This is a genomic window from Deferribacter abyssi (assembly GCF_049472655.1).
GTDB classification, from domain to species: domain Bacteria; phylum Chrysiogenota; class Deferribacteres; order Deferribacterales; family Deferribacteraceae; genus Deferribacter; species Deferribacter abyssi.
Genome location: NZ_JAQNCS010000011.1, coordinates 31,782 through 57,810, shown reverse-complemented (window position 1 = coordinate 57,810; position 26,029 = coordinate 31,782). Strand labels below are relative to the sequence as shown.

The window sequence follows — 26,029 nt, the reverse complement described above, 5'->3', positions numbered from 1 at the left end:
AGAATGGTTAATGTTGATCTCAAAGGTTTAATACTTCGCTTAAATGATTTTTGTACCAATATCTTGCAGGCATCTGCCGGTTACTGTATGAATAGAGGGCATTATGAGATTTGCATAGAACATTTTATTGCCAAAATTATTGAAGATTCTCAATCAGATTGGAGCTATATATTTCAATCTTTTGGTATAGACTCATCAAGGTTTAAGAAATTTTCAGAAGAAGTATTAGAAGGGTTTAAGACAGGTAATACCGGAAAACCTGTGTTTTCTCCTATGCTTATAGAGCTTTTTCAGGACTCGTGGCTTATATCGTCTATCGATTTAGGTGAAAAAAAGATACGATCAGGCGCAATAATGATTGCTTTGTTATCAAGACCAAACTTTTATCTTACTGGTAGGTATGGTGATATTTTAAAGAAGATAAACCGTGATACATTGTTAAATAATTTTTTAAAATTCACAAAAAGCTCTAAAGAGACTACCACCGTTTCTGATAGAGATGTCAGTGATAGTGTTTCAGACAAGGTTGCAAGTGGGGAATTTTTGAGTAGGTTTTGTATTAATTTTACCGAAAAAGCTAAAAGAGGTGAGATAGACCCCGTTTTTGGAAGAGATAAGGAGATAAGACAGATTATCGATATTCTTTCGCGAAGAAGGAAGAATAATCCGATATGCGTGGGTGAACCTGGTGTAGGAAAGACTGCAGTTGTAGAAGGGCTTGCACTTCGTATAGTTGAGGGGGATGTGCCCGATTTTCTAAAAGATGTTACGCTGTTAGGGCTTGATATAGGGTTGTTGGAAGCTGGTGCAAGTATGAAGGGTGAGTTTGAAAATAGATTAAAAGGGGTTATTGAAGAGGTAAAAACTTCTGAAAAGCCAATAATAATGTTTATTGACGAAGCCCATACATTGATTGGAGCTGGCGGAAATGTTGGCGGAAGCGATGCCGCTAATTTATTAAAACCTGCTCTTGCAAGAGGAGAATTGCGAACGATAGCAGCTACAACGTGGAGCGAATATAAGAAATATTTTGAAAAAGACCCTGCTCTTGCAAGAAGGTTTCAGTTAGTAAAATTAGATGAGCCAGATGTAGAAAACACCAAGTTAATTCTTAGAGGGCTTAAAGAGCATTATGAAAGATGGCATGGAGTTATTATAAGGGATGGTGCAATAAATACAGCTGCAGAGCTTTCAAATAAGTACATCACAGGTAGATTTTTGCCAGATAAGGCGATAGACCTGCTTGATACAAGTTGTGCGAGAGTAAAAATAAGTCAAACCGCAAAACCATCGGATTTGGAAGATACTGAGAGGAAAATACAGGCTCTTGAGAGAAAAAAAAGGGCTCTTGAAAGAGACAAAGAGTCCGGCAACAAAATAGATAAAGAGGAATACAGGCATATTATCAGTGAGATAAAAAAACTTAAGAAAGAGGAAACAAAGTTAAAAAATCATTGGGAAAAAGAAAAAAAGCTTGTTCAGACAGTATTGAGTTTAAGAAAGGAGCTTGATGAGCAAGATAAAGGAGAAAAAGGGAAAATTAAAACGAAGTTAAACAGAGCTCTAAAAGAACTTAACAAGATTCAAAACAGTAAGCCTATGATTCATATTGAAGTTACGCCAGAGGTAGTAGCGGAAGTGGTATCACATTGGACAGGAATTCCTCTTGGAAGAATGTTAAGGGATGAGGCTGAAACGATTATTAACCTTCAAGATAGATTGAAAGAGTACATAAAAGGTCAGGACCATGCACTTAATATTATTTCAGAAGTGATAAAGTCTGCAAAAGCTGGAATATCTTCCCCTGATAGCCCCATCGGAGTTTTTCTATTGGTAGGTCCAAGCGGAGTGGGGAAAACAGAAACAGGCCTTGCACTTGCTGAAATCCTTTTTGGAAGCAGACAGCAGGTAATTACAATCAATATGAGCGAATTTCAGGAAAGTCATACGGTAAGCAGATTAATAGGCTCTCCTCCAGGATATGTTGGATACGGGGAAGGTGGAATGTTGACAGAAGCTGTGAGACATAAGCCTTATTCGGTGGTTTTATTGGATGAAGTTGAAAAAGCTCATATAGATGTAATGAACCTTTTTTATCAGGTGTTTGATAAAGGTATATTGACAGATGGCGAGGGTAAAGAGATAAGTTTTAAAAATACGATATTATTACTGACGAGTAATCTTGCATCAGATATTATACAAAAAATTACTTTATCTGAAAATAATCCACCAGAACCTGATACTGTGATTAACCATATTAGGCCCATACTCTCAAAACATTTCAAACCTGCTTTACTTGCCCGTATGACAATTGTCCCTTATTACAGTTTGAAAAAGGATGCGTTAAAACGAATTGTTGAGCTCAAGTTAAATAAGTTAAAACAAACTTTAGAGGAAAACAATAAAATAAAACTAAAATTTGAAGAAGATGTCGTAGAACTAATAACCGAAAGATGTAAAGAGGTGGAAACAGGTGCAAGGAACATTGAATATATTTTAAATATTAATGTGTTACCGAAATTATCAAAAAGTATTTTAACCTATATGACTACAGCTGATATGCCGTCAGAGGTTCATTTAAAAGTGAATAAAGCAAAAGAGTTTTTTATAGAGTTTAAATAAAAGGCAGGTGATACTATGAAATGTTTGACAAAAGAGTTTCAAACTTCTTCCACATGGTTAGAGTATGGAAAAGTTGTTTTAAAAGGAGATAATAATCGCTTTCTCATAACGACATCTAACGGGGAATTTTTCGCCGAGAAAGCTGTCAGCTGTATTATTGAGCCGGAAATAGGTGACAATGTACTAATTTCCATTAATGATGATGGTAATACTTTTATTTTATCAATACTGCAGCGAGAAAGCGATAAAAAGAAGAATGATATAATTTTGTCCGGAGATATAAATATAATAAGCAAAGAAGGGAATGTGAATATAAAAGCTCAAACAGGTATCGAAATATCGACTTATGAAAATTTAACTTTCACAAGTAATAGTGTGGAGATGAATGCTCAAAGTAGTAAGATAATAGTTAATAGGCTTTCTTTTGTGGGAAAAATTTTTTACGGACAAATAAAGACAATAAAAATGGTATGTGCTTCAGCTGAGCAAATAATAGGTAGATTAACACAAAAGTTACAAAACTGCTTTAATTTCGTCAAAGAACATCATGAAATCCAAGCTGGCTCAAGCAGATACTTAGTAGAAGAAACATTGACAGTTCAGTCAAAGAATGCAGTACATCAAGCTGAAGAGGTTTTAACCATAAATGGAGAAGAAGTTCATTTGGGATAATCTTATATGAAAATTCTTAAAAAAAATGAACTTTCTCTGTTTATAAAACCCTTTGGTATAAAAGATAAGATATTTTTATCTTTAGGTGTTTTGGTATATTTTGATTTGCTATCACCTGAGAATTTACCGGGAGAGCAAAAACTATGGGGAGAAGTCCCTCCTCTTTTAGGAGATACTCCTATTCTTGATATGGGCTTTCCAAAGCCAAGAGGGGAGTTTTTAGTCGTTGGAAAGTGTTATTCTCCAACTAAGAAGCCGATACCTGTATCAGAAGTTATGGTTAAAGTTGGTAATATAGAGAAGAAATTGTATGTTTTTGGCAATAGATTTTGGGAAAAGAAACTTGGACGTACTACTATTTCAGAACCTTCATCTTTTGTAAAAATGGAAATTTCATGGAAAAACGCTTTTGGGGGACAAGGCTTTGAGAAAAATCCTGTTGGGAAAGGGATTATTCCTGTTGAGTTTGGAGATGGAATAAAGCTTATCCCTCTGCCAAATATAGAATATCCTGATCAGCTTATTGTTTCCCCATCTGATAGGCCAGAGCCAGCATGTTTTGGACCAGTTGATATGATGTGGCCACAGAGGGCAAAAAAGCGTGGCACATATGATGATAAATGGCTAAGGGAAAGATGGCCCTATTTCCCTGATGATATGGATTATGAATTTTTTAATATGGCTTCAGAGGATCAATTTTTGCCTGATTATTTCAAAGGTGACGAAGAAATCGAAATTCACAATATGCATCCAGAATATCCGATTATAAATTCCCGCTTGCCAAAAATAAGAGTAAGAGCTTTTGTTACTAAAAAGAAAGATATTAAAGGCTCAGAAGATGATGAAAATCTCATATTTGAAGAGGTTAATTTGAAAATAGATACACTATGGTTGTTTCCGGAAATTTTAAGAGGTGTTGTAATTTTTAGGGGGCTTTCTGAGATACAGGATGAAGAGCTTGATGATGTACACAGGATATTTCTTGCAATGGAAGACCCATCTAAAGAGTTAGAACCTATTGAAAAATATTTTGAAGAGCAAAAAAAGTTTTTTGACAGAGCAGTGCAGATAGATAAGGCTCCAATAGAAAATGCCCAGAAAAAAATAGCAAATTTGTTAAAACGAGTAAAAAACTTACCAAAAGAGATGGATGTGATAAGAAAAAAGGCTATGGGAAAAACGCCTGTAATGCCTCTTGGCTCTCCAAAGGAGATGGAGAAGAAATTTCACACTATGATTGATAATCAGTTAGCTACAATTGATACTATAGAAGCACAATGTATGGAAATGCATGCAAAATGGGGACACTTTGCCAAAATTCCAACAAAAGAATTTTTTGATAAAATCAGAACAAAATTAACATTTATAAAAGAACAGATTCCTAACACCATGCAAAAAGTACAAAATGCCCTTGATAAAAAAGAGATAACTAAAGAAGAAGTGATAAAACAGTTAAAAGAAAATTTACCAAAAGAACAGCTTGAACAGGCAGGAGTTAGTATAAATGGTTTGATATCTGATTTTGACCAGATATTACAGGAAGAATCTATTAATCCTTGGCATGATAAAGGCTTTTCGTTTGTTGTCCGTTGTAGAAAAAATTTAGAGAATCATCCTGAAATAATTAAAAAACTTGAAGAGATAGGTTTTACTAAATATACCATTTCCACACATTGGTTTGGATTTAACTTTGAAGAAGAAAAATACCCTTGTGAAGAATGGGGGATAGAAAAGGATGAAAATAAAGAGATAGTTCTTCCAAAGGGATTAGTTCTTCCAAGATTTAATGAGAAAATGCTTACAAGAATACTTATAAGAAAAGAAGACTTATTATCTGGTGAAGATATTTTGGTAGAGGGATCAGATAAAAAGCCTCTATTTATCCCTGCAGCAACTATTTTAGATATACCCGGTAATCAAAAAAAAGAGAGTGCCCCAGCAATAAGAGTTCATGATGAGTTTCAGGCAAGGTTTTTGGAGCAGGAGATTGGGGATTGTTGCTCCATTGTGGTAATAGAGAAACCTTCAGATGACTTGCCTGAAGAAGCAAAAGATGCTATCTCAAAAACAGATACTTTTTTAATCCTTTTAACAGAAAAGGAGGCTAATACTGAGATAAAAGAAACCTTTTTCTCCATATATCCTGATTGTAAAATACTTGTGATGGATAAAGGTTATAACCTGTTCGAGATGTATAAAAATGGAGTTAATATAAGAGCATGGATAATGGAAAATATGCTTGAAGATTTTGCAGAAGAAAATAAAGTAGATTTTGACTTTTTAAATATGAAAAATGGCTTTGTTTTTCCAAAAATGAACATTAAAGAAATGGTTCAAAAGACAGTATCAGAAATTAGAGCATCTTATAAATCTCATGTAGAATCGATGAAAAAAGAAATAATAAGCGAAATAGAAAAGAAAGTTAAAGACAGTATTGCCAATACAGACTTGCCTCCAGAAGATATTTTAAATGAAATAAACTTTAATGCAAAATTAACATCTTTACCAAATTCAGCATCTTTTGACAAGGATGCTGAAAGAATAATAAAAAGCTTAGAAAAAGTAGAACAGCAATTAAAAGATAAAGGAATATTAACCGAGGATATAAAAGCTACCTTAGATGAAGATAAATCCTCTTTGCTCAAATTAATTGAAGAAAGTAAAGCGAGAATTGAGAAAGGGATAAAACATCTTGAGCAAGCAAAAGAAAAAATAGAAAAAGTTAAGTCAGGTGATATTCCTGATGATATAAAGGCAGAATTTGAAAAAGCAGGAATAGATTCTAACAAAATTAAAAAACTAACAAGAGAAGAAGTGGTATATTTGTATGAAAAAAATAAATCTTTAGAAGGAAAAATATTATCAAATCTTGACCTTTCAGAGCTCGACTTGAGAGGGGTAAACTTAAAAGATACAGTCTGTATAAATACAAATTTTAAAGGGGCTATTTTAGATGGTGCAAGTTTGTCAAAAATAATTGCAAAAGGTGCTGATTTTTCAGGTGCTTCTATGAAAAGTATAACTGTCAATCAAGGTATTCTTTCTGAAGCTTCTATGAAAGGGGCAGATTTAGAAGGAGCTTTTTTAAAAATGTGTACTTTAGACAAAACAAATTTTGATTCAGCAAATATGAAAAACGCTAAAATAGAAATGTCAACATTGACAAAAAGTTTATTTAAAAAAGTTACCCTTGAGGAATCGTATATAAACATGTGCATTTTAAATGGAACAGAAATAGAAGATAGCACTTTTAAAAATGCAAAATTAGAAAAATGCATATTCCAAAAAAGTAATTTAAAGAATGTTGATTTTTCATCATCTTATATAAAAAGTACTTTATTTTTTGAAACAAAAGGGGGAAATATTAGCTTTAAAAATTCAACTATAGATAACGGAAGAATGGGTAAAAATAGCTGTTTTAAAAATGCTGATTTTAGGGATACAAATATATTCCAGGCCTGTTTTAGAGAGTCAGACCTGTCAAACTCTGATTTTACAGGGAGCAAAATAGAAAACTCGATATTTGAAAAATGCAACTTAAACAAAGCGATTTTTTTTCTTGTCCCGTTAAAACAGTGTCGTTTATTAAAATGCAATCTTGAAGAAGCAAATATGAGGGGTGTAAACCTTTTTTTAGGTTCACTTAAAAAATCAAGGTTAATAAAAACGGACCTTAGAGATTCAAATTTATACTCTTTGAACTTTTATAAAACTGTTTTTGGAAAAACTAAAATTAAAGGTGCGAACTTGAAAAAAACTTTTCTTGAAAAAAGAGAAGAGTTTTTATCATCAGAAGAGATAGATTAGTTATAAGTAGTTAAAAATATAAGAGGTAATGCAATGTTAAGCAAAGAGGACAAATTTCTTTTTATATCTTATGGAGTTGATAGAGACATATTTACAGTGGTTTCTTTTCAAGGTGAAGAAGGATTATCCAAACTATATAAATTTGAAATTACTCTTGTATCGGAAGATGGGTATATTCATCCTGGGGATATTGTAAAAAATAGAGCTAAATTTGTAATTAAAAGAAAAGATGGGAAAGATGCCGTATTTAATGGTATTGTTTCATCTTTTGAGCAACTTCATCATGTTGACCAATATACCTTCTATAAGGCCACTCTTGTCCCAAAATTATGGTATCTTACACTTACCTATCATAATCAGGTATTTTTAGATAAAAATGTAAAAGAGATTGTGGAAACTGTATTAAAAGATAGTGGTCTAACTTCCAATGATTATGAATTTAAAATCAAACAGACTTACCCAAAGAATGAGTATGTATGTCAGTTTAATGAAACTCATTACAATTTTATGAGCAGGTGGCTTGAGAGAGAAGGTTTGTATTATTATTTTGATCAGACTGGAGATGCTGAAAAGATAATTATTACTGACACAAAAATATCCCATCTTCCTCATCCTCTCGGGGATACATTTTATTATTCCCCTCCATCGGGACTTGATTATGAAAAAAGAGATGAAATTATCCAGAGTTTTGTTTGTAAATACAACAATGTTCCAAAAAGGGTGTTTTTGAAAGATTACAATTATAAAAAACCGAGTCTTGAGATAAGCGGAAGCGCTATTGTGGATAAAGATGGTATAGGCGATGTGTATTTGTATGGAGAACATTTTGAAACTCCAGAAGAAGGTAATAGATTAGCAAAAATAAGGGCTGAGCAAATTTTATGCACAAAAGAAGAATACATAGCAGATAGCACCATCCCCTATGTTCAGCCAGGGTATACCTTTAAGTTAGAAAATCATTACAGGGATGATATTAATAAAAATTACCTTATAGTTGAAGTTCAGCATGAAGGAACACAAGGGGGTTATTTATTAAGTGGAATATCAAAAAATCTATCAGAAAGAGAAAAAAAGGTTTTTTACCAAAATAGTTTTAAAGCAATACCATCTAATATCCAGTTTAAACCTGAAAAAAAGACTCAAAAACCTCTTATTGCAGGGACATTACACGCAAAAATAGATGCAGAGGGCTCTGGTAAATATGCGGAGTTGGATGAGCATGGAAGATATAAAGTCAAATTACCTTTTGACATTTCAGGCAGAAAGAATGGCAAGGCATCGTCATGGATAAGGCTGGCCACCCCATATGCAGGCTCAGACCATGGAATGCACTTTCCCCTACACAAAGGTACAGAAGTCCTTCTTACTTTTATAAATGGAGATCCAGATAGACCTGTAATAGCCGCAGCTGTACCAAATCCAGAAGCTCCATCTCAAGTTGTAGATAGAAATCAAACAATGAATATTATAACCACATCAGGTGGGAATAAAATCCACATGCAGGATCAAGAAGGCAGACAAGGAATATTGCTTCATACTCCTACAAGTGATACTCGTTTCAGAATGGGAGCACCTTTAGAAAGTAATATTCATGGAGAAAATCAAGAATCTGAAGGAGAGGATGTCCATGGTGAAACTCATGAGGGAGGACATGAAAATCCTGTTGGTATAGAGTTGTTAACAAAAGGTTATTTTAAGGTAGAGTCAGGATTCTTTAATCAAACAACTCTTGGAGAGCATGGACTTTTTGTGTTAGGTTCGCATAATAAAGTAATTTTAGTAAATGCCAATGATGCTGTTTTAGCATTTAAAACGGAACTTAATTTAAAAGAAGGAAAACTGGAATTTTCTACTAATAAAAAAGATATAAGTATGCTAAAAACTAAAATAGCAAATTATTTACAAAAAATAACCCAAGAAAAAACTGAAATTAATGACCAAAATATAAATGTAAATAATCAAAATGTAGATGTTGCAGAAAATAATGTTAGAGCTCAAGGTGAGCAAGTTGAAGCTATAGGGGAGAGAACTGGCTCAATTGGGGCACAAACAGAGGTAAGAGGTTCACACGAAGAGGTAAATGCTGAAAGAGTAGAAACTACAGGAGAAAGTGTTAGAACTAATGCTCAATCAACTGATATCTCTGTAGAAAGGAATCAGGTGAATGCAAACAATAATGAGATCCATGAGAACCACAATATTCTTTCATCAAATTCAAATAAAGTTACTTCTTTGAAAAATAGTATTGCCAGTATTTTTAACTCTATAGGTGGTCTTTTTAATTTTATGTAAAACATAAATATGAGTTGAATATGACAAAAGAAGAAATATTAAAAGCAATAAAAAATAACAACACAATAGAAAATAAAGATTTATCAGAAATTGATTTATCTTATACAGATTTAGCTGGTGGTAGGTTTGAAAATGTTTCTTTTAAAAGAACAAATTTAAAAGGTGCCAATATTCAAAAAACAGGTTTTAAAAATTGTGATTTTAGTGGAGCATGTCTTGATGAGATAAAGCTTGAAAAGATTATATGGGATAGCGTTATTCTTAGAGGAGCAAGTTTAAGAGGAATTAGATTTCACATGTGTATGCTAAACGGGATAGATTTTTTTGAGGCTGACTTTAGAAACTCTTCAATTACCTGGTCAATGCTTCAAAATGCCAACCTTGAAAGGGTATCTTTTGAAAATACTATTTTTGAAAAGGTTGTTATGGGAGGAGCAAACTTAAAAGATGCTAATTTCACCAATACAAAACTTACAAAAGTTACCTTTAATGGAGCTGATCTAACAGGGGTTAACTTTAAATCAGCACATTTTTTTAAAATTCTGTTTATGGAATGTAATTTAGAGGGCCAGGATTTTAGTAGAATAAAATTTTCTCAGGTTAATGCAAGTAAGTCAAACTTAAAAGGCGCTAATTTTACAGGTTCGGATATATCGTTTTCTAATTTTTATAAAGCCGATCTGACTGGAGCTGTTCTTCAAGATGTGAGAGGGGATAGCGTCATGTTTAAAGAAGCTGTTTTAGTGGACGCCAATTTTAGAGGTGGAATTTTTACTAAATCATACTTTGGAGAAACAACATTACTTGGCGCAGATTTTTCTTATGCAAATCTTGATCATTGTTTTTTCATAAAAGCTGTATGTAGGGGAGTTTTTTTTAAGAATACAAATTGCCAATATGCTGACTTTTCTTATGCTGATCTTACAGTGGCAGATTTTTCAAATGCAAACCTTTTTATGGCGAGGATGCACAAAAGTATACAAGAGCACACTATATGGGATGGAGCAAATAAACTTTTACTCAGAGGTGAGGATAAAGAGCTTGCAGAGGCTGAAGATTGGCAGCCAGATATACATTAAAGGAGGCTTTTTATGTTTATGTTAACAATGGGAGCAGGAGTTAATTTAGGTTTTCCCGATGTGTGTTTGACTCCAGTAGTTGGAGTGCCTGTACCTATCCCTTATCCTGATATAAATGTGAGTGCAACGACTGCTCCTGCAGTTTACAATATCTTAGTTGACTGTATGCCTGCTATAAATCAGTTATCTATGGGACTTGTGAGTGTTGGTGATGATGCAGGATTGGAACTTGGAGTTGTTTCACACATGATAAGTGGACAGACTCTTTATGAGGTAGGGTGTTTTACCATAATGGTTGGAGGTGCACCTGCTCAAAGACTCACAAGTGTGACTGCTCAGAATGCTATGGGGATGCTTCCAAATTCGCCGGGGATGTGCATTGCTCCAAGTCAAGTAACAGTATTAAGCCTCGGCTGACAATTACAATATTTTATTTTCAATTATTATGAATAAGTTATATGAACATTGTCAAGATATGAAATTACTGGAGTCAACCCATTTTTTTGTTGCTTGTCTAATTTATTATTGTTAAAGTCAAGTAAAAATCTCCACCTTATGGCCCATAAAATCCCCCAGTTATTCTTTAGTATTTTTCATAGATTGTAAGCTTTTGATTCTGTAGCTTTCACAATTGGTTCTGAAAATATGAGCATGATGTAGAGCATAGTGCAATTAATTTTGTGTAAGATTTTTGTCCTCCTGTAATCTACCATATTTTTCAACTCTTTTATTTTTCAACACAGCTAGAAAATAGTTCCAATGTTTCATTTTACGGGTTCTATAACTATCATTCATTTCCAATATTACTAAAAATACTATCTTTTCTAACGCTTTTTTATCATTAAATACTTCAATTACCTTAGATCGCCTTTTAACCTCTTTATGAAACCTCTCCGTTGTGTATAAAATCTTTTAGTAAATTTACTTGTATGGATTGAAAACAATTTTGATTATAATTTCTACTAAAATAATTGTATCACTAAGAGTATCACCGGAAAATTAGAGCATCATGTAACTTATTGATAATAAATACAAACGCCCCCGAGAGGACTCGAACCTCTGACACCAGGATTAGGAATCCTGTGCTCTATCCTCCTGAGCTACGGGGGCTTGATATAACTTGATTTGTTTAATCCTTTTATATTTTTTTGTCAAGAAATTTGAAAATTGTTATATGATTTTTGGTAAAGTTTGATATAATTTTAAATATGAAAGTACTATTAATTGAAGATGATAGGATCTTGGGAGAATCATTGAAGGAATATTTAGAGCAAAATAGTTTTGATGTTGACTGGCTGATAGATGATAGAAAATTTGAGTACTATTTTAATTTAAAAGAATATGATGTGATTTTGCTTGACTTGATGCTTAAATTTAAAAAAGGAGAAGATATTCTTAAAAGTATTAAAAATAAAAAAGATGTACCTGTTATTGTAACTACAGCAAAATACCTGTTAAAAGATAAGGAAAGGTGTTTTATGCTTGGAGCTGACGATTATGTTGTAAAACCTTTTGAACCGAAGGAGTTGGTTTTGAGAATAAAAAGTGTTGTTAGAAGGTACAGTAAAGTAGATAAAAGAGTTGTGATTGATGATGTAATAATTGATTTTGATAGGCACAAATTGATGAAAGGGAAAGAAAATTATACTCTAACTAAAAGAGAAATGGATTTGCTTTTTATACTTTGTAAAAATAGAGGTAATGTTGTTAGTAATGAATGTATATTGAGTTATGTTTGGGGTGATAGTGTCGTTGGGAGTGATTCTGTAAGAACATATATTAAGAGGTTACGAAAACTTATTGGTGAAGAAAAGATTGAGACCATCAAAGGGGTAGGATATCTGCTTAAATGAAGTCTTACGAATTAAAAATTCTTATTTTTCTATTGATTTCCCTTATTATATCCTTTTCAATTATTAATTATGTTGTGATTACTTATGTAAAAGAACAAAATTTACTTTTTTTGAATGAAAAAATTGATTTAATGTTGATTACCAAGAAAAGAGCGAACAGTGAGATTTTAATTTTAGATACAAATAAAAAATTAAAAGACTTTGAATTTTATACAGAGTTTGATGGGAAGTATGTGTATGTAAAAAAGGATTATTTGAAGGCAAAAACGATAAAGCTTTCTTATTATCTTTTTTTGTGGGAAGCAGTAATACTGATATTCATTAGTATGTTTTATTATCTTATTGTATATAGATTTTTTAGAATTAGAAGAGGAATTAGTAAAACTTTTGAAATTATTTTGCTTGTTTTAAATCATAAGTTGAGAAATTTTATAGCAAGTGCAAAACTAAATATTGAGCTCTTGAAGTATGATGATAAAAGAAATTTTGCTATGGATCGTTTATTAAGCATGATAAATCTCATTGAAAATGAAAACAAAGAGATTGTTGAAAGAGTAGAAAGTTTTAAAAAGTTATCGAAAATTTATATATCAAAAGTTGATTTGAAAGATTTGATTAAAAAAACTGTTATTCAGTATAATTGTTCTAAAATACAATTAATTCTAAAACTCAAATCAATAAAATTAAAAAGCTATAGAGATGATTTAAGATTTATTATTTATCTATTGATAGATAATATATATCAATATGCCAAAAGTTATGCTATAATAAAAACGGTAAAATATAAAAAATCAATTTTTGTTGTTTTTGAAAATGACATTGCCCAAGATAGGGAGAGTGGTTTTGGAACAGGGCTTGCCATAGTGGAGAAACTTTGTGAGGCAAATAAAATAAGGATAAAAAGAAAAATTTTAAAAGATAAATTTGTAGTAATCATAAAATTTTCACGATTTTTTCATATATGTTGACTATTTTCTGAATTAGAGAGGTGGGCCATGAAAAAAATGTTATTATCTATCATCTTACTTTTAACTTTAGCCGTGGAGATATCTTTTGCTGAGTCAGAATTAGGATTTTTGTTAACTGAAAGTATTAAGAGTTCTCTTAAAAATTCATTATCATATAAAGTTGTTGGAGTTACAAAAAGAAAAAAGATATTAAAAATTTCATTAAGTAATTATGATGTTATCACTATAAATGATAACGTTATTGTTTTGTCTAGAGATTATAATTTTTTATCAAAAGATATTTTAATGTCTACTGACACTTTAAAGTACTTAAAGACTAAAGATAAATTGATAATTCAAGTAATTGAGGTAAGAAAATGAAAAAGTTTATGTTATTTTTATTGCTGTTATTGTTTTTTGTTAAGATAGTATTTGCTACAACCCCTTACGATGCTATTCCACCTTTTATAGTTACAGGGATAAAACCAAATGTTTTATTATTACTTGATAATTCAGGAAGTATGAATGAATTTGCCTATAAGGAAAAATATGATTATAGATCGTACTCTAATAATTGCTCATTATCTGCATTAGTATATTATGGGTATGATAATAATAAAAATTACTATGGTTTATTTGATTCAACTAAATGGTATTCCTATGATAATAGTAAACAATATTTTTATTTAGATTCTAATGGTAAATGGTATGGTAATTTCTTAAATTGGCTTGTTACTAGAAGAACTGATGTCGTAAAAAAGATTCTTACTGGAGGTAAATATGTAATTGAAAATAATAACTACGTTCTTGTTGCAACATCTTTTGATAGAGATTACAGAAAAATTTTGGAAAATAATGTTTCTTTATTAACGCCACACAATTACACTGATGGAGCATATTTTTATTTTTATACTGACAATAAAGATTTTGTTTATTTTGATATTAGACCTGCAAAGTATAATAGTAATTGTTGGGTTGTTGATGACAACCCTGTATCATACAGGGTTGCAATCAAAGTAGATGTTGAACCACAAGGATTGATACATACTACTTCCGATAAGTTAAGATATGGTCTTATGTTTTTCAATAATGATAGTGGAGGTTATGTTAAAAATTATTTAGGAGATAATTATAATGATATAATTTCTGCAATTAATAATGTAGTGGGGACTACATGGACGCCACTAGCTGAGACGTTATTTGAGGCCTCAAGATATTTAAGAGCTATGAAAAGTGCATTTAATAGAGGGGTGGATTATGCTTTATATGATCCTATTGGATATAAATGTAGAAAGAATTTTATAATAATTTTAACAGATGGTGAATCGACAATGGATGAAGAGGTGCCAAATAGTGATAGTGATGGTTGGGATAAAGTTAGTTATAGGGAAAAAATTATAAACAACAATGATAATGTAATTAGTTCTATAAATCTTAATAATTCTGGAGGGACATGGGATCTGGTTCCTCTATCTTTTTGGATGCATACTAATGATTTGAGGAGTGATTTAGATGATAATCAGACTGTAACAATTTATACTGTATTTGCTTTTGATAATTCAGATAATGCAAGACAACTTTTAAAATTATCAGCAAAATATGGTGGTTTTTATGACTTAGATGGGAACAATATTCCAAATAGTGCAGATGAATATGATTTAAATGGTGATGGAAATCCCGATACTTATTTTGAAGCAAATGAAGGATATTCTTTGGAAAAACAACTAGGAGACATTTTTACTGATATTATTACCAAAGTTGCCTCAGGTACATCTGTAGCAGTGTTGACTGATAAAAGGAAAGAGGGTTCTCTTATTGCCCAGGCCGTATTTTATCCAAACTTTGATAATATACCATGGATAGGAAAACTTTTTGGCTATTGGTTTTTAAATTTCAAGAATAAAAATAATGAGTTAGTTCAAAATATTCGTGAAGATACGAATAATGACTATAAACTAAATATTTGTGGTTATGATTTAAACAATAATCCAACAGGTGGAGATTTAATCTTGAGTTTTAATATTGATAGTATTACTAATAAATTATCAATAATAAAGTCACCTAGTGATTGTTTAGGTAAAATTAATGATAATATATCATTACCCAATGGTGTAATAAGTCCTGTGGATCAACTTGAAGATATTTCTTATCTTTTTGAAGTTTCTGATGAGTTGTCGAATATTGCAAGTTCAGGAGTTTGTAATAATATAAAAAAAGATAGAGTTATTTATACTCAAGTTGATAATAAAAACTTAATTGAATTGAAAAATGTAAATAATAATTCTCTTTTTGGTAGTGATTTGGGTTGTCTTACTGATACAAACAAACTTATAGATTTTACCTATGGTTGTGAAGTAAACGGGTGTTTAAGTAGAAGAGCTAGTGATGGCAAACATTATATATTAGGTGATATAGTATATTCAACTCCTCAGATTTTAGATTATGATAATATTAGTATGGTTTTTGTGGCGGCAAATGATGGAATGTTGCATGCATTTAGATTAGGTAAAACATTGACTAGTAATGAAAATAATGTAGCAGTATTATTACAAAATGCAAAGGATGATGCAGGTAACGATTTAATAGGTTACGAAGAATGGGCATTTATTCCTCAAAATGCTTTACCATATCTAAGATATCGAGCACAGCCAGATTTAAAACATCTTTATATCAATGACTTAACACCATATATTGTGCAAATAGGAACTAAGAGAATGCTTATTGGTGGTATGAGGATGGGTGGTGCAAGTGATCTTACAGATAATGTAACGGGTGTAACACCGCCTTCAGATACTTCTCCTTTAGGAAAATCTGTTTATTATGCTTTAGATATTACAGATCCTTTAAAACCAAAATTCTTATGGGAATTTACTGATGATTATTTAGGTTTTACATATCCTGGTCCTGCATTAATTAGAACAAAAAATGGAAATTATGTGATGTTTATTTCTGGGATGAAGGATTATAATGGTGAGCATGGTTTTACAGGAGATAAAGCTAAAGTTTATATTTTAAAGCTTAATGATGATTTAACAATTGATAGTTTTAATTCTACAAGTTTTGCTGTTAGTGAATTTGATAGTAGTATGAAAAATAACGAAGTTTTTGGTAATAGATTATTTACTAATGGAGTGGATTTTGATGGAGATGGATATACAGATGCTGTGTTTTTTGCGTTTAATTACATTCAGGCTGGTGATTGGACTGCAAATCTGTATGTATTAAAGATAGATAACTTATTTCCATCCGTTAGTAGTTTTGATAGAGTGATGTCATCTTTACATGGTGCTGTGACTGCTAGTATAGTTTATATGCCATGTTTTAATATGGATTACATTTATTTTGGTACAGGAAAGTGGTTTTATAAGACAGATGATAATTTAGGAAGAAACAATAAACTCTATGGTATAAATATTAGTTGCCTTAGAACAGGTAATTGTAATTTCAGTAGTGCTGTAAATAATACAGATATTTGTAACGAACTTACAAATCAAACGCAAAAATCAACTGTTGTAGCATGGGAAGTTGGACTAAATACTGCTGAGGTTGATAATGGGACAGAATATGGTAAGGAAAGAGTAATAGCTGATACTGGAATTATGCCATGGGCTAACACTGTGTTATTTACATCTATGCAGCCAAGTCTTGATCCTTGTTCGTTTGGAGGTAGATCGAGAGGTTGGGGGCTGAATTGTGCTACAGGTAGAAGTATTTGGGATACATCTTGTTCAGGTTATGTGGTGGATAATACAACCGTTACTTGTGGATATTTACAATCTTCTACTGCTGCTATATATCAACTTTGTAAAGAAACTTTCTCTAATCAAGAAGGTGATAGAGCTGTTAGCAATGCTGCAGGTAATGGAAATAGTTTGGGAGGAGATAGTAGTGTTAATAATATAAATGCTGGACAAACTAGATGGTATTCTGGTATTACTCCTGAGACACCACCAATAATACCCAGTCCGTTTTCTGGATTGAAAGGAAAAATATTATTATGGATTGAAAAATAATGAATAAAAATGGCTTTACACTAATAGAGTTACTTATAACAATAACAATATTTTCTATATTACTATCGATAGCGATTCCAAACTATAATAAGTGGAAGTTGAAACATGATAGAGAAAAAGACCTTCGAAAACTATATTCAATAATACAACAATATCGAGCTAAGGCTTTTACTGAAAAAACAAGTTTTACATTGGTTTTTACAAACCAAAATCAATTAACTATAAAGGATGATAATGGTAATATTGTATCCACGTTTAATTTTAATACAAAATTTAATGCGGGAAACATCTATTTAGATGATAGAGGTACATTAACTAATACTTCTATCTTTTTATCAAATGATTATATTGATGATACACTTCAGTACAATTGCATAGTTATAAACACTATAAGAATAAAGTTGGGAAAAAAAAATGGTACAAAATGTGAAGCAAAATAATGGGTTTACACTTATTGAACTTTTGGTTAGCATCTTCATTTTTACAGTAGTATTACTTGGATTAGTAGCTTCTATGATAACAGTAAAAAAAATTAATTTGAGAAATAATGTTAGGAATATTGCAGTTGAGCAGACTAATAATGAAATAGAAAAGTTGCGTTCATATGGTTTTGCGCAAATAGATAATATAATAAGCAAGTGTGAAGGTATTGAGTGTTCACCGTTGAATGATAATTGTAGTATAAAAGTTCAGTATAGGAACTCGATGTTTTCATTAGGTAAATCATATGCTTTGAATAATGTTAGTTCATCTTTAAAGAAGATAAATATAACTACTTGTTGGAATCTTTTTGGTAGAAAATATACATATACTTCCGATACTTACATATCTAAGGATATGCAATGAATAAGAAAGGTTTAACTCTTATTGAGCTTTTAATAGTATTATTTCTGTTAGCAATAATATTATCAGCTGTCTATATTACATTCACAACTCTTTTGAGTGATTATAGGAGAGAAACTAGAAGTACCGAAGCTGAACTAGAAAAAGTGGTTGGGCTTGACATAATTAGATTAGATATCACTCACGGTGGGTACGGTATTTCCGATAATGAGACAGAAAAAGTGTTTGAATGTGTTAATGTTGGTTGCTCTGAATTTGTTATTAGATCGACATTTAATGTGACTAACATTGATACACAAAGTTGGATTTTTGTAAACACTGCTGATAATACAGTTGTGGGTCTTCCTAAATCATCTTTAAAATATGTTTATATCGATACAGACAAAAAATTGTTGAAAGATAAAGCTAGTTGGGCGAACAGGCCTACAGCAGGTAAATATATTGCATTCCCTTTACAAGATAATGCTACTGGATGTTCAGTTCAAACATGTACAAAAATTACTTATTCTTTATCTAATTTTAATTTACCTAATACTTGCAATCCAAATACATACAAGCTTTTAAGAGCTGTCAATAATAGTAATGGAGTTCCTATAATTGATTGCGTTGCGGATTTTACTGTTAGGTTTGACTATGATAACAATTCAGATGGTAAGATTAACTTAAATGAAGAATTGTTGAGATATAGTGATATCAGTGGTGATGATGCTGTTACTTTTCGAAAAAAACTCAAAAGAGTTAGAGTGTTTCTTCTTTTACAAGATGGAGGTTTTGATAGAAATTTTGATTTTCAAGGTCCTATTGTTAATGGTAAAATAGATGTTGATAACGATGGTAGCTGTGATAACAATGAAGTTTGTCTACAATTGCCAAATGACTATCAACATTATCGATGGAAAACAGTAGAGTATACCATAAAACCTATGGATTTATAACTATGAATAAAAAAATTGTTCAGTATATAAAAATGAAGAACAAAGGTATGGCTCTTGTAACAACTCTTATTTTATCTTTAGTGGCACTTGGTTTTGTAGCGGCTATATTATATATGATAAATTCTTCAACGAATATATCTGGAAGTCACAAAAGATACCAAAATACTCTTATGGCTGCAAGAAGTGCTGCTGAATATATTATGGATAAGATATTAATTGGTGATGAGAATATATTGTGTAATGGTAGTTTGTGTTCAGATAATACGACTTTTGATCTTAATAATTTGACAAACGATTATAATATAAACGTAAAAGTATTGGATAAATCAGAGGATAGTACTACCGGAGTTACTGTTTATTCTTTTCGTGTAACTACAACTAATAAAAACAATCCTAAGGAAAAAAGTGTTATTGAGTTTGTATTCAAGGTAGAATGATTGTTTAAATTTAGTAGGGGGAATTATGGATAAGATTTTAGTTACTGGGGGAGCGGGATATATTGGTTCTCATGTGGTAAAACAGTTGATTGAAGAAACGGATTACAGGGTACATATTATTGACAATTTATCTACTGGCTTTATTGAGACAATCAAGAGGTTAGAAGAGATTGCAGCAGAAAAAAATAAGCAGATTAAATTTACAAAGCTTGATCTCTCTCATTGGGATAAAGTTGATAATTTTATTAAAGAGAATAATTTTGATGTAGTAATACATTTTGCGGCAGCACTAATTGTGCCTGAATCAGTGGAAAATCCATTAAAGTATTATCTTAACAATACAGCAAATACTGCCTATCTTATAAAATGTTGTGTGAAAAACAATGTAAATAAATTTATATTCAGTTCCACTGCAGCAGTTTATGGTGAGCCAGATAAAAAATTTATACCAATAGATGAAAATTGTCCTACAAATCCTATTAATCCATATGGTATGAGCAAAAGAATGAGTGAAATAGTCTTAAAAGATGTAGCAAAAGCGAATTCTAATTTTAATTATGTTGTTTTGAGATATTTTAATGTGGCTGGTGCTGATCCATTGGGAAGAATTGGACAATCTACGAAAAATGCAACACATCTAATCAAAGTAGCCGCAGAAACTGCTTTGGGTAAAAGAAAAAAAATGTATATTTTTGGAGATGATTATGAAACAAAGGATGGAACTTGTATCAGAGACTATATACATGTAGATGATCTTGCAAAAGCACATCTTTTGGCATATGAATATTTAACAAGTGGTCACAGTAGTGATGTTTTTAACTGTGGATATGGTTATGGATTCACTGTTAAAGAGGTGATTGATACAATGAAGAAGGTGAGTGGCGTAGATTTTGATGTGGAAATTACAGGAAGAAGAGCAGGGGATCCAGCAGAACTCGTGGCCGATAATAAAAAAATAAAAAAAATGCTTAACTTTAAACCTAAATTTGATGACTTAGAATTTATATGTAAAACTGCTTTGGAGTGGGAAAAAAATTTGTTTAATTTTACTATATAAGAATTTTAATGTTGCATAATATTAGTAAGTCAAGAATTTTTTTTTTTGATGCTCACGTAAGGTAGCACTTCGAAGCAATTGTGAATTTTTTATACACATTATTCTATCTCAAAAGTGAAATTAGCTAAGTGGTAAATATATGTAGAAAGTGGTACCTTTATTGATTTCTGATTTCACAGCTATACAACCATTGTGATTTTTGATTATCCTATAGGTCATAGCAAGCCCTAGCCCGTTTCCTTTTTTCTTAGTCGTAAAAAAGGGGTCAAAGATTTTATTTATTATTTTTTCATCAATTCCTTGTCCTTCATCAATAATTGATATTTCAATATAGTTACCTTCTTCTAAAATACATTGATGTAAAATTTGTTTAGTTGTGAATGATAATTTTTTGACTCTGATATAAATGTTACCGTTATCATTCATGGATTCAACGGCATTTATTAAAAGATTACTTAAAGCTTGGGTTAATTGTACTTCATCAGCCATAATTTTAATATTATCATTTGGTAGTGAAAAATGAATTTTTACATGCTTACCCACTAAAATTAGCTTTGTTTTATCTTTTATAAAGCTAATTATATCTATTTCTTTTTTTTCTATTATTTCATTTTTTGAAATAGCAAGTAATTGTTTGTTAAGATCATTTATATTCTGACATATTTCTTCCATATTTTTAAAATAAGCTATTTTTTCTTTATTTAATTCTTTAGTTTTTAATATATATGTGTGCATTAATAATGCATTTATCATGTTGTTTAAATCATGAACTAATCCTGAAACCAACGTCGAAATCATTTCAAATTTTTCTTTTCTTATAATTTCAAATTCGTAATTTTTCAAAAGAGTAAAATCTTTCCCATAAAAAATAAGTGCATCAATTTTTCCAAAAATGTTTGTGACTGGAATTTTATAAAAACTAAAATATCTATTGTTACCCTTTTTGTCTTTAAGTTTTATCTCTTTAATTGTTATATTACCGTTAAAATTACTTTCTGACAAATCGAAAGATTCTTTAAAAGCTAATAAAGAAAAAATATTCAAATTCTGTTTGTCTAGTGGTAATTGAAAAAATTCATAAAAATATTTATTTGCAAGTAATAAATCACCTCGTTTATCTGTATAAAATATTAGATCAGTTACAGAGTTAATAATGTTTTGTAGTATTCTCTCTTTTGATTCAATCTCAAAATATAGTTTTTGTAATCCAGAATATCCTAAATAAATCAGTGCTATAATTAAAATCAAAGAGAAAATAGCATAATATGAATAAAGTTGATATATATTATTTAGAAAATGCTTATGGCTTATTGTACCTAGAACTTTAATTTTATCACTTTCTAGTTTAATGAATTCGTATGTTTTATTATTTATTTTTAATATATTGTTAGTAATAAGTTTTATTTTTGTTTCAGATGTTAAATTTAATAAACTATTATTATAGTATATAAGTAGTTCTGTTGTTGTGTCTGATGTAATTAATTGAGTTAATTTTAACTTCTTAATTATTATTAGTATGTTTTTAGGATTATTATTCAGAAAATGTTTGTTTATTACTGCTATGTAAAAGTTATTATTTGAACTAAATAAAAAATAATCTCGAATTTTATTTTTTATAGATTTTAGTATGTTGTTTTGTAAAATATAAGTAAAATCTTTGAGATTTCCCGAGTAGATAAAATTTTTACTTTGAGTTGAAATTGAGACAATTAAATCAAGTTTAAATAGATATTTTGTTTTAATTAATTCTTTTAAATTAAAGTCACTATTTCTATTATTACTAGAAAGCATTTTAGAAATAGAAAATAAAGTTTCCTTTTCTTTTTCAATTAGTGAAAATATATTTTGTATTTTTAGTCGTATTTCTTCTTTTTCTTTTGTTTTAAAACTATTTAATTCATTGTTTATCAAAGAAATAAAACCTATTGTAAACATGGAATAAATAACTATATATAGAAAGTAGTAAATTTTTACATCTTTGATTTTTGTGAGAAGCTTGATATAATAATAAGTAAATATCAAAATAAGTATTAGTTGTGGAATTAGAAGATATAATGATTGATTAATATTAAACAAAGCATCTAACAATACATATAACGGTATCAGTAAAACAAACTTGAACTTTCTTTTTAGTGCATTATTTCTTGGTAAGAAAATTTGTAAAATTACAAAAGTGATAAGAGAAAAGGTTATATACACTCTTGACTTAAAATATAAAAATAATAGGACAAAAACTAGCATGAAAAGATATAGGTAACATAATTCTTCATTTACACTATTTTTTTGGTAAAAAAACAATGTTACAGAAAGTATAATTATTGATAAAATAATTATAACATTATAATATTTAAAAATTGGTAATATGAAAAATGCAAATTTATATAGTGATAGACCTATACATACAAGTAGAAAATAATATCGATTTACAGTTTTATCAAATATTAAAATATCATATCTTGTAAAAAAAAGTTGTATAAAACCTAAAAATAAGAGTAAGCTGATATTAATTAGTAATAAAATATGATAAATTGTATTAGTGACAACAATTGAATTGGTAAGCATTAATAAAATTTATCCACAATATTTATTAGTTCGCTATTAATATTTACGTTTAGTTGTTTCATTCTTTTTTTATTTATTACAATTTCATAATCATAAGATTCCTCAATTTTTATTTCTTTAATATTTTTGCCGTTTAATATTTTGATGACTTTTTCTCCAGCTTTTTGCCCCATTTTATAAAAATCAACTGTAATTCCTCCAAAAAATCCTGCTTTTGTAAACTCTTTATTTACTCCAATATCAATTAAATTAATTTGATTGGTTAAAATTGGTATTAATCTGTTTATGCTTAGAATCTCATTTTTAACTGGATCTGTAATGGACATTGTTAGAGGTATATAAGCATCAAATTGTTTGTTATTTATTTTGTTAATAGCATTTTTTAGGTCTAAAGTTGTTCTTATTGGTATAAATACAGTATGATTAATAAACTCAGAGTTTGCAAGCTCTTCTTGCACCTGCTTTCCTAAAATATTTCCAATAAAATCTGTGGAATATAAAACTGCAACTTTAGGTATTCTGTTGTATATTAAATATAAGAATTCAAATTGGTTTTTCATAAAAAGACTTTCATGGACACCAGTTATATTCTTAGTGGGAAGATATGTTGTAGGATCAAAAAATTTCAATTCATCATTGTACTCTTTCAAACTTTTGTTGATTCCTGAAAATACCAATCTAATTTTATTATTAGATAAAAGCATTTTTGCAAAAAAATCAAAAGCTATATCGTCTATTGTAATAATGAGATCAGGGTGATCCTTTTTTATTTGTTGTTTAATTTGTGTAGCTAATTTTTTTACTTTATCTATTTCCTTGTTTTTGGAGTCTAGATAAAATGATTTGATTTTGTATTTTTCTAGTATTCCTGAAAACTCAAGTCTATTTATTATACCATCATATTGAGGTTTACCACATAAGTCATTCTTATTATAGCTAGAGATTATAAAAATATGGTTTTGAGCTAAAACACAATGGAAAAGTGGTGAAAATAGAATTATTAAAAACATTAAAAGGTTGTATTTATGATTCATAAAAATATTAATAAACATTAAAAGGTTCTTTATCAAGCAAATTTTATTTTTAGTGTTGTATCATTATGAGTTTAAGGGTTAAATATAATTTGACTTTTTTGAACAAATAGATTAAAAATAATCCCTGTTATGAAATTTTTAATGGGAAATGAATTAATAGCAATAGGTGCTTATCACTCAGGGGTTGTTTCAGCTTATGCATATCCAGGCACACCATCTAGTGAAATTTTAGAAGCCTATTCTCATTATGCAAATGGATGCTATGCTCAGTGGTCAATCAATGAAAAGATAGCCCTTGAACTAGCGGCTGCTGAAGCTATTTCTGGAAAATTTGTTATGTGTAGTATGAAGCAGGTTGGATTAAATGTAGCTGCTGATCCTCTTTTTTCTGTAGCTTACACGGGTGTTAAAGGTGCATTAATAATAGTGTCTGCTGATGATCCAGGTCCTTACAGTTCTCAAACTGAGCAAGATAGCAGAATGTATGCATTTTCTGCTAAAATACCCGTTTTAGACCCAATAAACCCATTTGATGCATACGAACTAACAAAAAAAGGGGTGGAGTTGTCTCACAAATTTGAAATTCCTGTAATGATTAGGCCTGTGATGAGGGTATGTCATTCAAGGCAGTCGTTCGATATTTTGATTGAGAAAAAAGAATATAATTATGGTAATTTTAAAAAAGATGTTTCAAGATGGGCTGCAACTCCTAAATATCGTAAATTGTTACATGAAAGACTTAATGAAAAACTAGATAAAATATCAACATCTTATTATTGTGATTATAAAATTGATAGGAAAAATAAGTTTGCTATCGTCGGCTCAGGCTACTCTTTTGCAATTGTAAAGGATATTGTAAAAGAGAAGCAATTGGATATTGATTTATACAAATTTGATATGCCATTTCCTTTACCTGTAGCTCTTCTTGATGAAATAATAAATACTTATGATAAGATACTTGTTGTAGAAGAAACTCAACCATTAATAGAGATTCAGTTTGCCAGAAAAGACAAGATCTTTGGAAGGTTAAACGGTTTTATAACAAGAATGGGGGAACTTACCTATGATTATTTAACTGAAAAGATTTTTAACTTTATCAATAAAGAGCTTAAATTAAGTAAAAAACAAAACTTTAAAACTAGTGGTATTAAACCAAGATTGTGTTCTGGTTGTGGTCACAGGCCTGCTTTTTATGCAATTAAAAAAGTTACTAAGGATAAAGGTATATTTCCAGGAGATATAGGTTGTTATACCCTCGGGGTTAATCTTGGTGCTGTTGATACATGTATTTGCATGGGAGCATCTGTTACTTTTGCGGAAGGGCTATCTAGAAGTAATCCTGAAAAAATAGTTATTTCTACGATTGGAGATTCTACATTTTTTCATACAGGAATACCTGCTTTGATAAATGCTGTTATAAATGAGGCAAAGTTTGTATTATGTATTTTAGATAATGAAACTACCGCTATGACAGGTTTTCAACCAGTTCCCCATGAATCTGGAAAAGTTAAGATAGAAAAGATTGTAGAAGGGATTGGAATTGATTTTTGTAAAGTTGTGGATCCTTATCAACTTGAAGAAGGAGTTAAAGTTTTGGAAGAAGCTGTAGGTTTTGTTGAAAATAATAAAAAACCTGCAGTTGTAATTTACAGGCATCCTTGTGTGACAAAGATAAAATACCGAGAAAACGCCGATGTAATAATTACTGATGATTGTAAAAATTGTCGGATTTGTTATGAGAAGTTTGAATGTCCAGCAATATTCGAAAATAAATTAAAAAATAAAGCAGAAATTGATAGGCTAATTTGCGTTAATTGTGGTGTATGTATATCAGTTTGTCCGTTTAATGCAATTGTTAGAAACAGATAGTTTAGAA

Annotated in this window: 18 protein-coding genes, 1 tRNA gene and 1 pseudogene; 16 read left to right on the top strand and 4 right to left on the bottom strand. The window is 30.3% G+C overall.

Features of this window, described 5'->3' with window-relative positions; translation table 11 throughout:
• Nucleotides 1-3: 3 nt before the first annotated feature.
• The 6 genes from tssH to OWK30_RS07635 are packed head-to-tail and all read left to right on the top strand — an operon-like array spanning nucleotide 4 to nucleotide 10,889.
• The gene (tssH, locus tag OWK30_RS07660; protein ID WP_423325196.1) at nucleotides 4-2,622 is read left to right on the top strand and encodes a type VI secretion system ATPase TssH; all 2,619 of its coding nucleotides are present in this window, start codon (nucleotides 4-6) and stop codon (nucleotides 2,620-2,622) included.
• A gap of 15 nt (nucleotides 2,623-2,637) precedes the next feature.
• The gene (locus OWK30_RS07655) at nucleotides 2,638-3,294 is read left to right on the top strand and encodes a DUF3540 domain-containing protein (protein ID WP_423325194.1); all 657 of its coding nucleotides are present in this window, start codon (nucleotides 2,638-2,640) and stop codon (nucleotides 3,292-3,294) included.
• A 6-nt stretch (nucleotides 3,295-3,300) separates the two neighbouring features.
• On the top strand, nucleotides 3,301-7,101 hold the full coding sequence (locus OWK30_RS07650; protein ID WP_423325192.1) for a DUF2169 domain-containing protein: 3,801 nt from the start codon (nucleotides 3,301-3,303) through the stop codon (nucleotides 7,099-7,101).
• A 33-nt stretch (nucleotides 7,102-7,134) separates the two neighbouring features.
• Nucleotides 7,135-9,393, top strand: a complete 2,259-nt coding sequence (locus OWK30_RS07645) for a type VI secretion system Vgr family protein (RefSeq protein ID WP_423325190.1) — start codon at nucleotides 7,135-7,137, stop codon at nucleotides 9,391-9,393.
• Nucleotides 9,394-9,413: 20 nt separating this feature from the next.
• A complete protein-coding gene (locus OWK30_RS07640) occupies nucleotides 9,414-10,472 on the top strand; it encodes a pentapeptide repeat-containing protein (RefSeq protein WP_423325188.1) in 1,059 nt (352 codons plus the stop codon).
• Nucleotides 10,473-10,484: 12 nt separating this feature from the next.
• Complete coding sequence (locus OWK30_RS07635) at nucleotides 10,485-10,889, top strand: DUF4150 domain-containing protein (protein WP_423325186.1); 405 nt, start codon at nucleotides 10,485-10,487, stop codon at nucleotides 10,887-10,889.
• 255 nt (nucleotides 10,890-11,144) lie between these two features.
• Here OWK30_RS07635 and OWK30_RS07630 read toward each other — a convergent pair.
• A pseudogene (locus OWK30_RS07630) lies at nucleotides 11,145-11,378 on the bottom strand (transposase); the annotation flags it as partial.
• A gap of 130 nt (nucleotides 11,379-11,508) precedes the next feature.
• Nucleotides 11,509-11,582, bottom strand: a tRNA-Arg gene (locus tag OWK30_RS07625).
• 98 nt (nucleotides 11,583-11,680) lie between these two features.
• Between OWK30_RS07625 and OWK30_RS07620 the strand changes: the two genes are divergently transcribed.
• The 9 genes from OWK30_RS07620 to galE are packed head-to-tail and all read left to right on the top strand — an operon-like array spanning nucleotide 11,681 to nucleotide 20,557.
• On the top strand, nucleotides 11,681-12,325 hold the full coding sequence (locus OWK30_RS07620; protein ID WP_423325184.1) for a response regulator transcription factor: 645 nt from the start codon (nucleotides 11,681-11,683) through the stop codon (nucleotides 12,323-12,325).
• A complete protein-coding gene (locus OWK30_RS07615; RefSeq protein ID WP_423325182.1) occupies nucleotides 12,322-13,293 on the top strand; it encodes an ATP-binding protein in 972 nt (323 codons plus the stop codon). The genes OWK30_RS07620 and OWK30_RS07615 overlap by 4 nt, the downstream gene beginning before the upstream one ends.
• A 27-nt stretch (nucleotides 13,294-13,320) precedes the next feature.
• Nucleotides 13,321-13,653: a hypothetical protein gene (locus OWK30_RS07610; protein WP_423325179.1), complete on the top strand. Its 333-nt coding sequence runs from the start codon at nucleotides 13,321-13,323 to the stop codon at nucleotides 13,651-13,653.
• The gene (locus OWK30_RS07605; protein WP_423325177.1) at nucleotides 13,650-17,285 is read left to right on the top strand and encodes a pilus assembly protein; all 3,636 of its coding nucleotides are present in this window, start codon (nucleotides 13,650-13,652) and stop codon (nucleotides 17,283-17,285) included. Before OWK30_RS07610 ends, OWK30_RS07605 begins: the two co-directional genes overlap by 4 nt.
• Nucleotides 17,285-17,725, top strand: a complete 441-nt coding sequence (locus tag OWK30_RS07600) for a prepilin-type N-terminal cleavage/methylation domain-containing protein (RefSeq protein ID WP_423325175.1) — start codon at nucleotides 17,285-17,287, stop codon at nucleotides 17,723-17,725. The genes OWK30_RS07605 and OWK30_RS07600 overlap by 1 nt, the downstream gene beginning before the upstream one ends.
• A complete protein-coding gene (locus OWK30_RS07595) occupies nucleotides 17,700-18,131 on the top strand; it encodes a type IV pilus modification PilV family protein (protein WP_423325173.1) in 432 nt (143 codons plus the stop codon). The genes OWK30_RS07600 and OWK30_RS07595 overlap by 26 nt, the downstream gene beginning before the upstream one ends.
• A complete protein-coding gene (locus tag OWK30_RS07590; RefSeq protein WP_423325171.1) occupies nucleotides 18,128-19,063 on the top strand; it encodes a prepilin-type N-terminal cleavage/methylation domain-containing protein in 936 nt (311 codons plus the stop codon). Before OWK30_RS07595 ends, OWK30_RS07590 begins: the two co-directional genes overlap by 4 nt.
• Nucleotides 19,021-19,500, top strand: a complete 480-nt coding sequence (locus OWK30_RS07585) for a hypothetical protein (protein WP_423325169.1) — start codon at nucleotides 19,021-19,023, stop codon at nucleotides 19,498-19,500. The genes OWK30_RS07590 and OWK30_RS07585 overlap by 43 nt, the downstream gene beginning before the upstream one ends.
• Nucleotides 19,501-19,525: 25 nt before the next feature.
• Nucleotides 19,526-20,557, top strand: coding sequence for a UDP-glucose 4-epimerase GalE (gene galE, locus OWK30_RS07580; RefSeq protein ID WP_423325167.1), 1,032 nt, complete (start codon nucleotides 19,526-19,528; stop codon nucleotides 20,555-20,557).
• Nucleotides 20,558-20,677: 120 nt separating this feature from the next.
• Here galE and OWK30_RS07575 read toward each other — a convergent pair whose 3' ends face one another.
• A complete protein-coding gene (locus OWK30_RS07575) occupies nucleotides 20,678-22,798 on the bottom strand; it encodes a two-component system sensor histidine kinase NtrB (protein ID WP_423325165.1) in 2,121 nt (706 codons plus the stop codon).
• Nucleotides 22,799-23,118: 320 nt separating this feature from the next.
• A complete protein-coding gene (locus tag OWK30_RS07570) occupies nucleotides 23,119-24,153 on the bottom strand; it encodes an ABC transporter substrate-binding protein (protein WP_423325163.1) in 1,035 nt (344 codons plus the stop codon).
• Between the two features lie 129 nt (nucleotides 24,154-24,282).
• Between OWK30_RS07570 and OWK30_RS07565 the strand changes: the two genes are divergently transcribed.
• Entirely contained in the window at nucleotides 24,283-26,022 is a 1,740-nt protein-coding gene (locus OWK30_RS07565) for a thiamine pyrophosphate-dependent enzyme (RefSeq protein ID WP_423325161.1), read from the top strand.
• Nucleotides 26,023-26,029: the final 7 nt, after the last annotated feature.

Coding starts and splice junctions, on each gene's coding strand:
- OWK30_RS07645 (WP_423325190.1), top strand. CDS start 7,135: ATGTTAAGCAAAGAGGACAAATTTCTTTTTATATCTTATGGAGTTGAT.
- OWK30_RS07565 (WP_423325161.1), top strand. CDS start 24,283: ATGAAATTTTTAATGGGAAATGAATTAATAGCAATAGGTGCTTATCAC.
- OWK30_RS07590 (WP_423325171.1), top strand. CDS start 18,128: ATGAATAAGAAAGGTTTAACTCTTATTGAGCTTTTAATAGTATTATTT.
- OWK30_RS07655 (WP_423325194.1), top strand. CDS start 2,638: ATGAAATGTTTGACAAAAGAGTTTCAAACTTCTTCCACATGGTTAGAG.
- OWK30_RS07575 (WP_423325165.1), bottom strand. CDS start 22,798: ATGCTAGTTTTTGTCCTATTATTTTTATATTTTAAGTCAAGAGTGTAT.
- OWK30_RS07610 (WP_423325179.1), top strand. CDS start 13,321: ATGAAAAAAATGTTATTATCTATCATCTTACTTTTAACTTTAGCCGTG.
- OWK30_RS07640 (WP_423325188.1), top strand. CDS start 9,414: ATGACAAAAGAAGAAATATTAAAAGCAATAAAAAATAACAACACAATA.
- OWK30_RS07595 (WP_423325173.1), top strand. CDS start 17,700: ATGGTACAAAATGTGAAGCAAAATAATGGGTTTACACTTATTGAACTT.
- OWK30_RS07585 (WP_423325169.1), top strand. CDS start 19,021: ATGGAAAACAGTAGAGTATACCATAAAACCTATGGATTTATAACTATG.
- galE (WP_423325167.1), top strand. CDS start 19,526: ATGGATAAGATTTTAGTTACTGGGGGAGCGGGATATATTGGTTCTCAT.
- OWK30_RS07615 (WP_423325182.1), top strand. CDS start 12,322: ATGAAGTCTTACGAATTAAAAATTCTTATTTTTCTATTGATTTCCCTT.
- OWK30_RS07650 (WP_423325192.1), top strand. CDS start 3,301: ATGAAAATTCTTAAAAAAAATGAACTTTCTCTGTTTATAAAACCCTTT.
- tssH (WP_423325196.1), top strand. CDS start 4: ATGGTTAATGTTGATCTCAAAGGTTTAATACTTCGCTTAAATGATTTT.
- OWK30_RS07620 (WP_423325184.1), top strand. CDS start 11,681: ATGAAAGTACTATTAATTGAAGATGATAGGATCTTGGGAGAATCATTG.
- OWK30_RS07635 (WP_423325186.1), top strand. CDS start 10,485: ATGTTTATGTTAACAATGGGAGCAGGAGTTAATTTAGGTTTTCCCGAT.
- OWK30_RS07600 (WP_423325175.1), top strand. CDS start 17,285: ATGAATAAAAATGGCTTTACACTAATAGAGTTACTTATAACAATAACA.
- OWK30_RS07605 (WP_423325177.1), top strand. CDS start 13,650: ATGAAAAAGTTTATGTTATTTTTATTGCTGTTATTGTTTTTTGTTAAG.
- OWK30_RS07570 (WP_423325163.1), bottom strand. CDS start 24,153: ATGAATCATAAATACAACCTTTTAATGTTTTTAATAATTCTATTTTCA.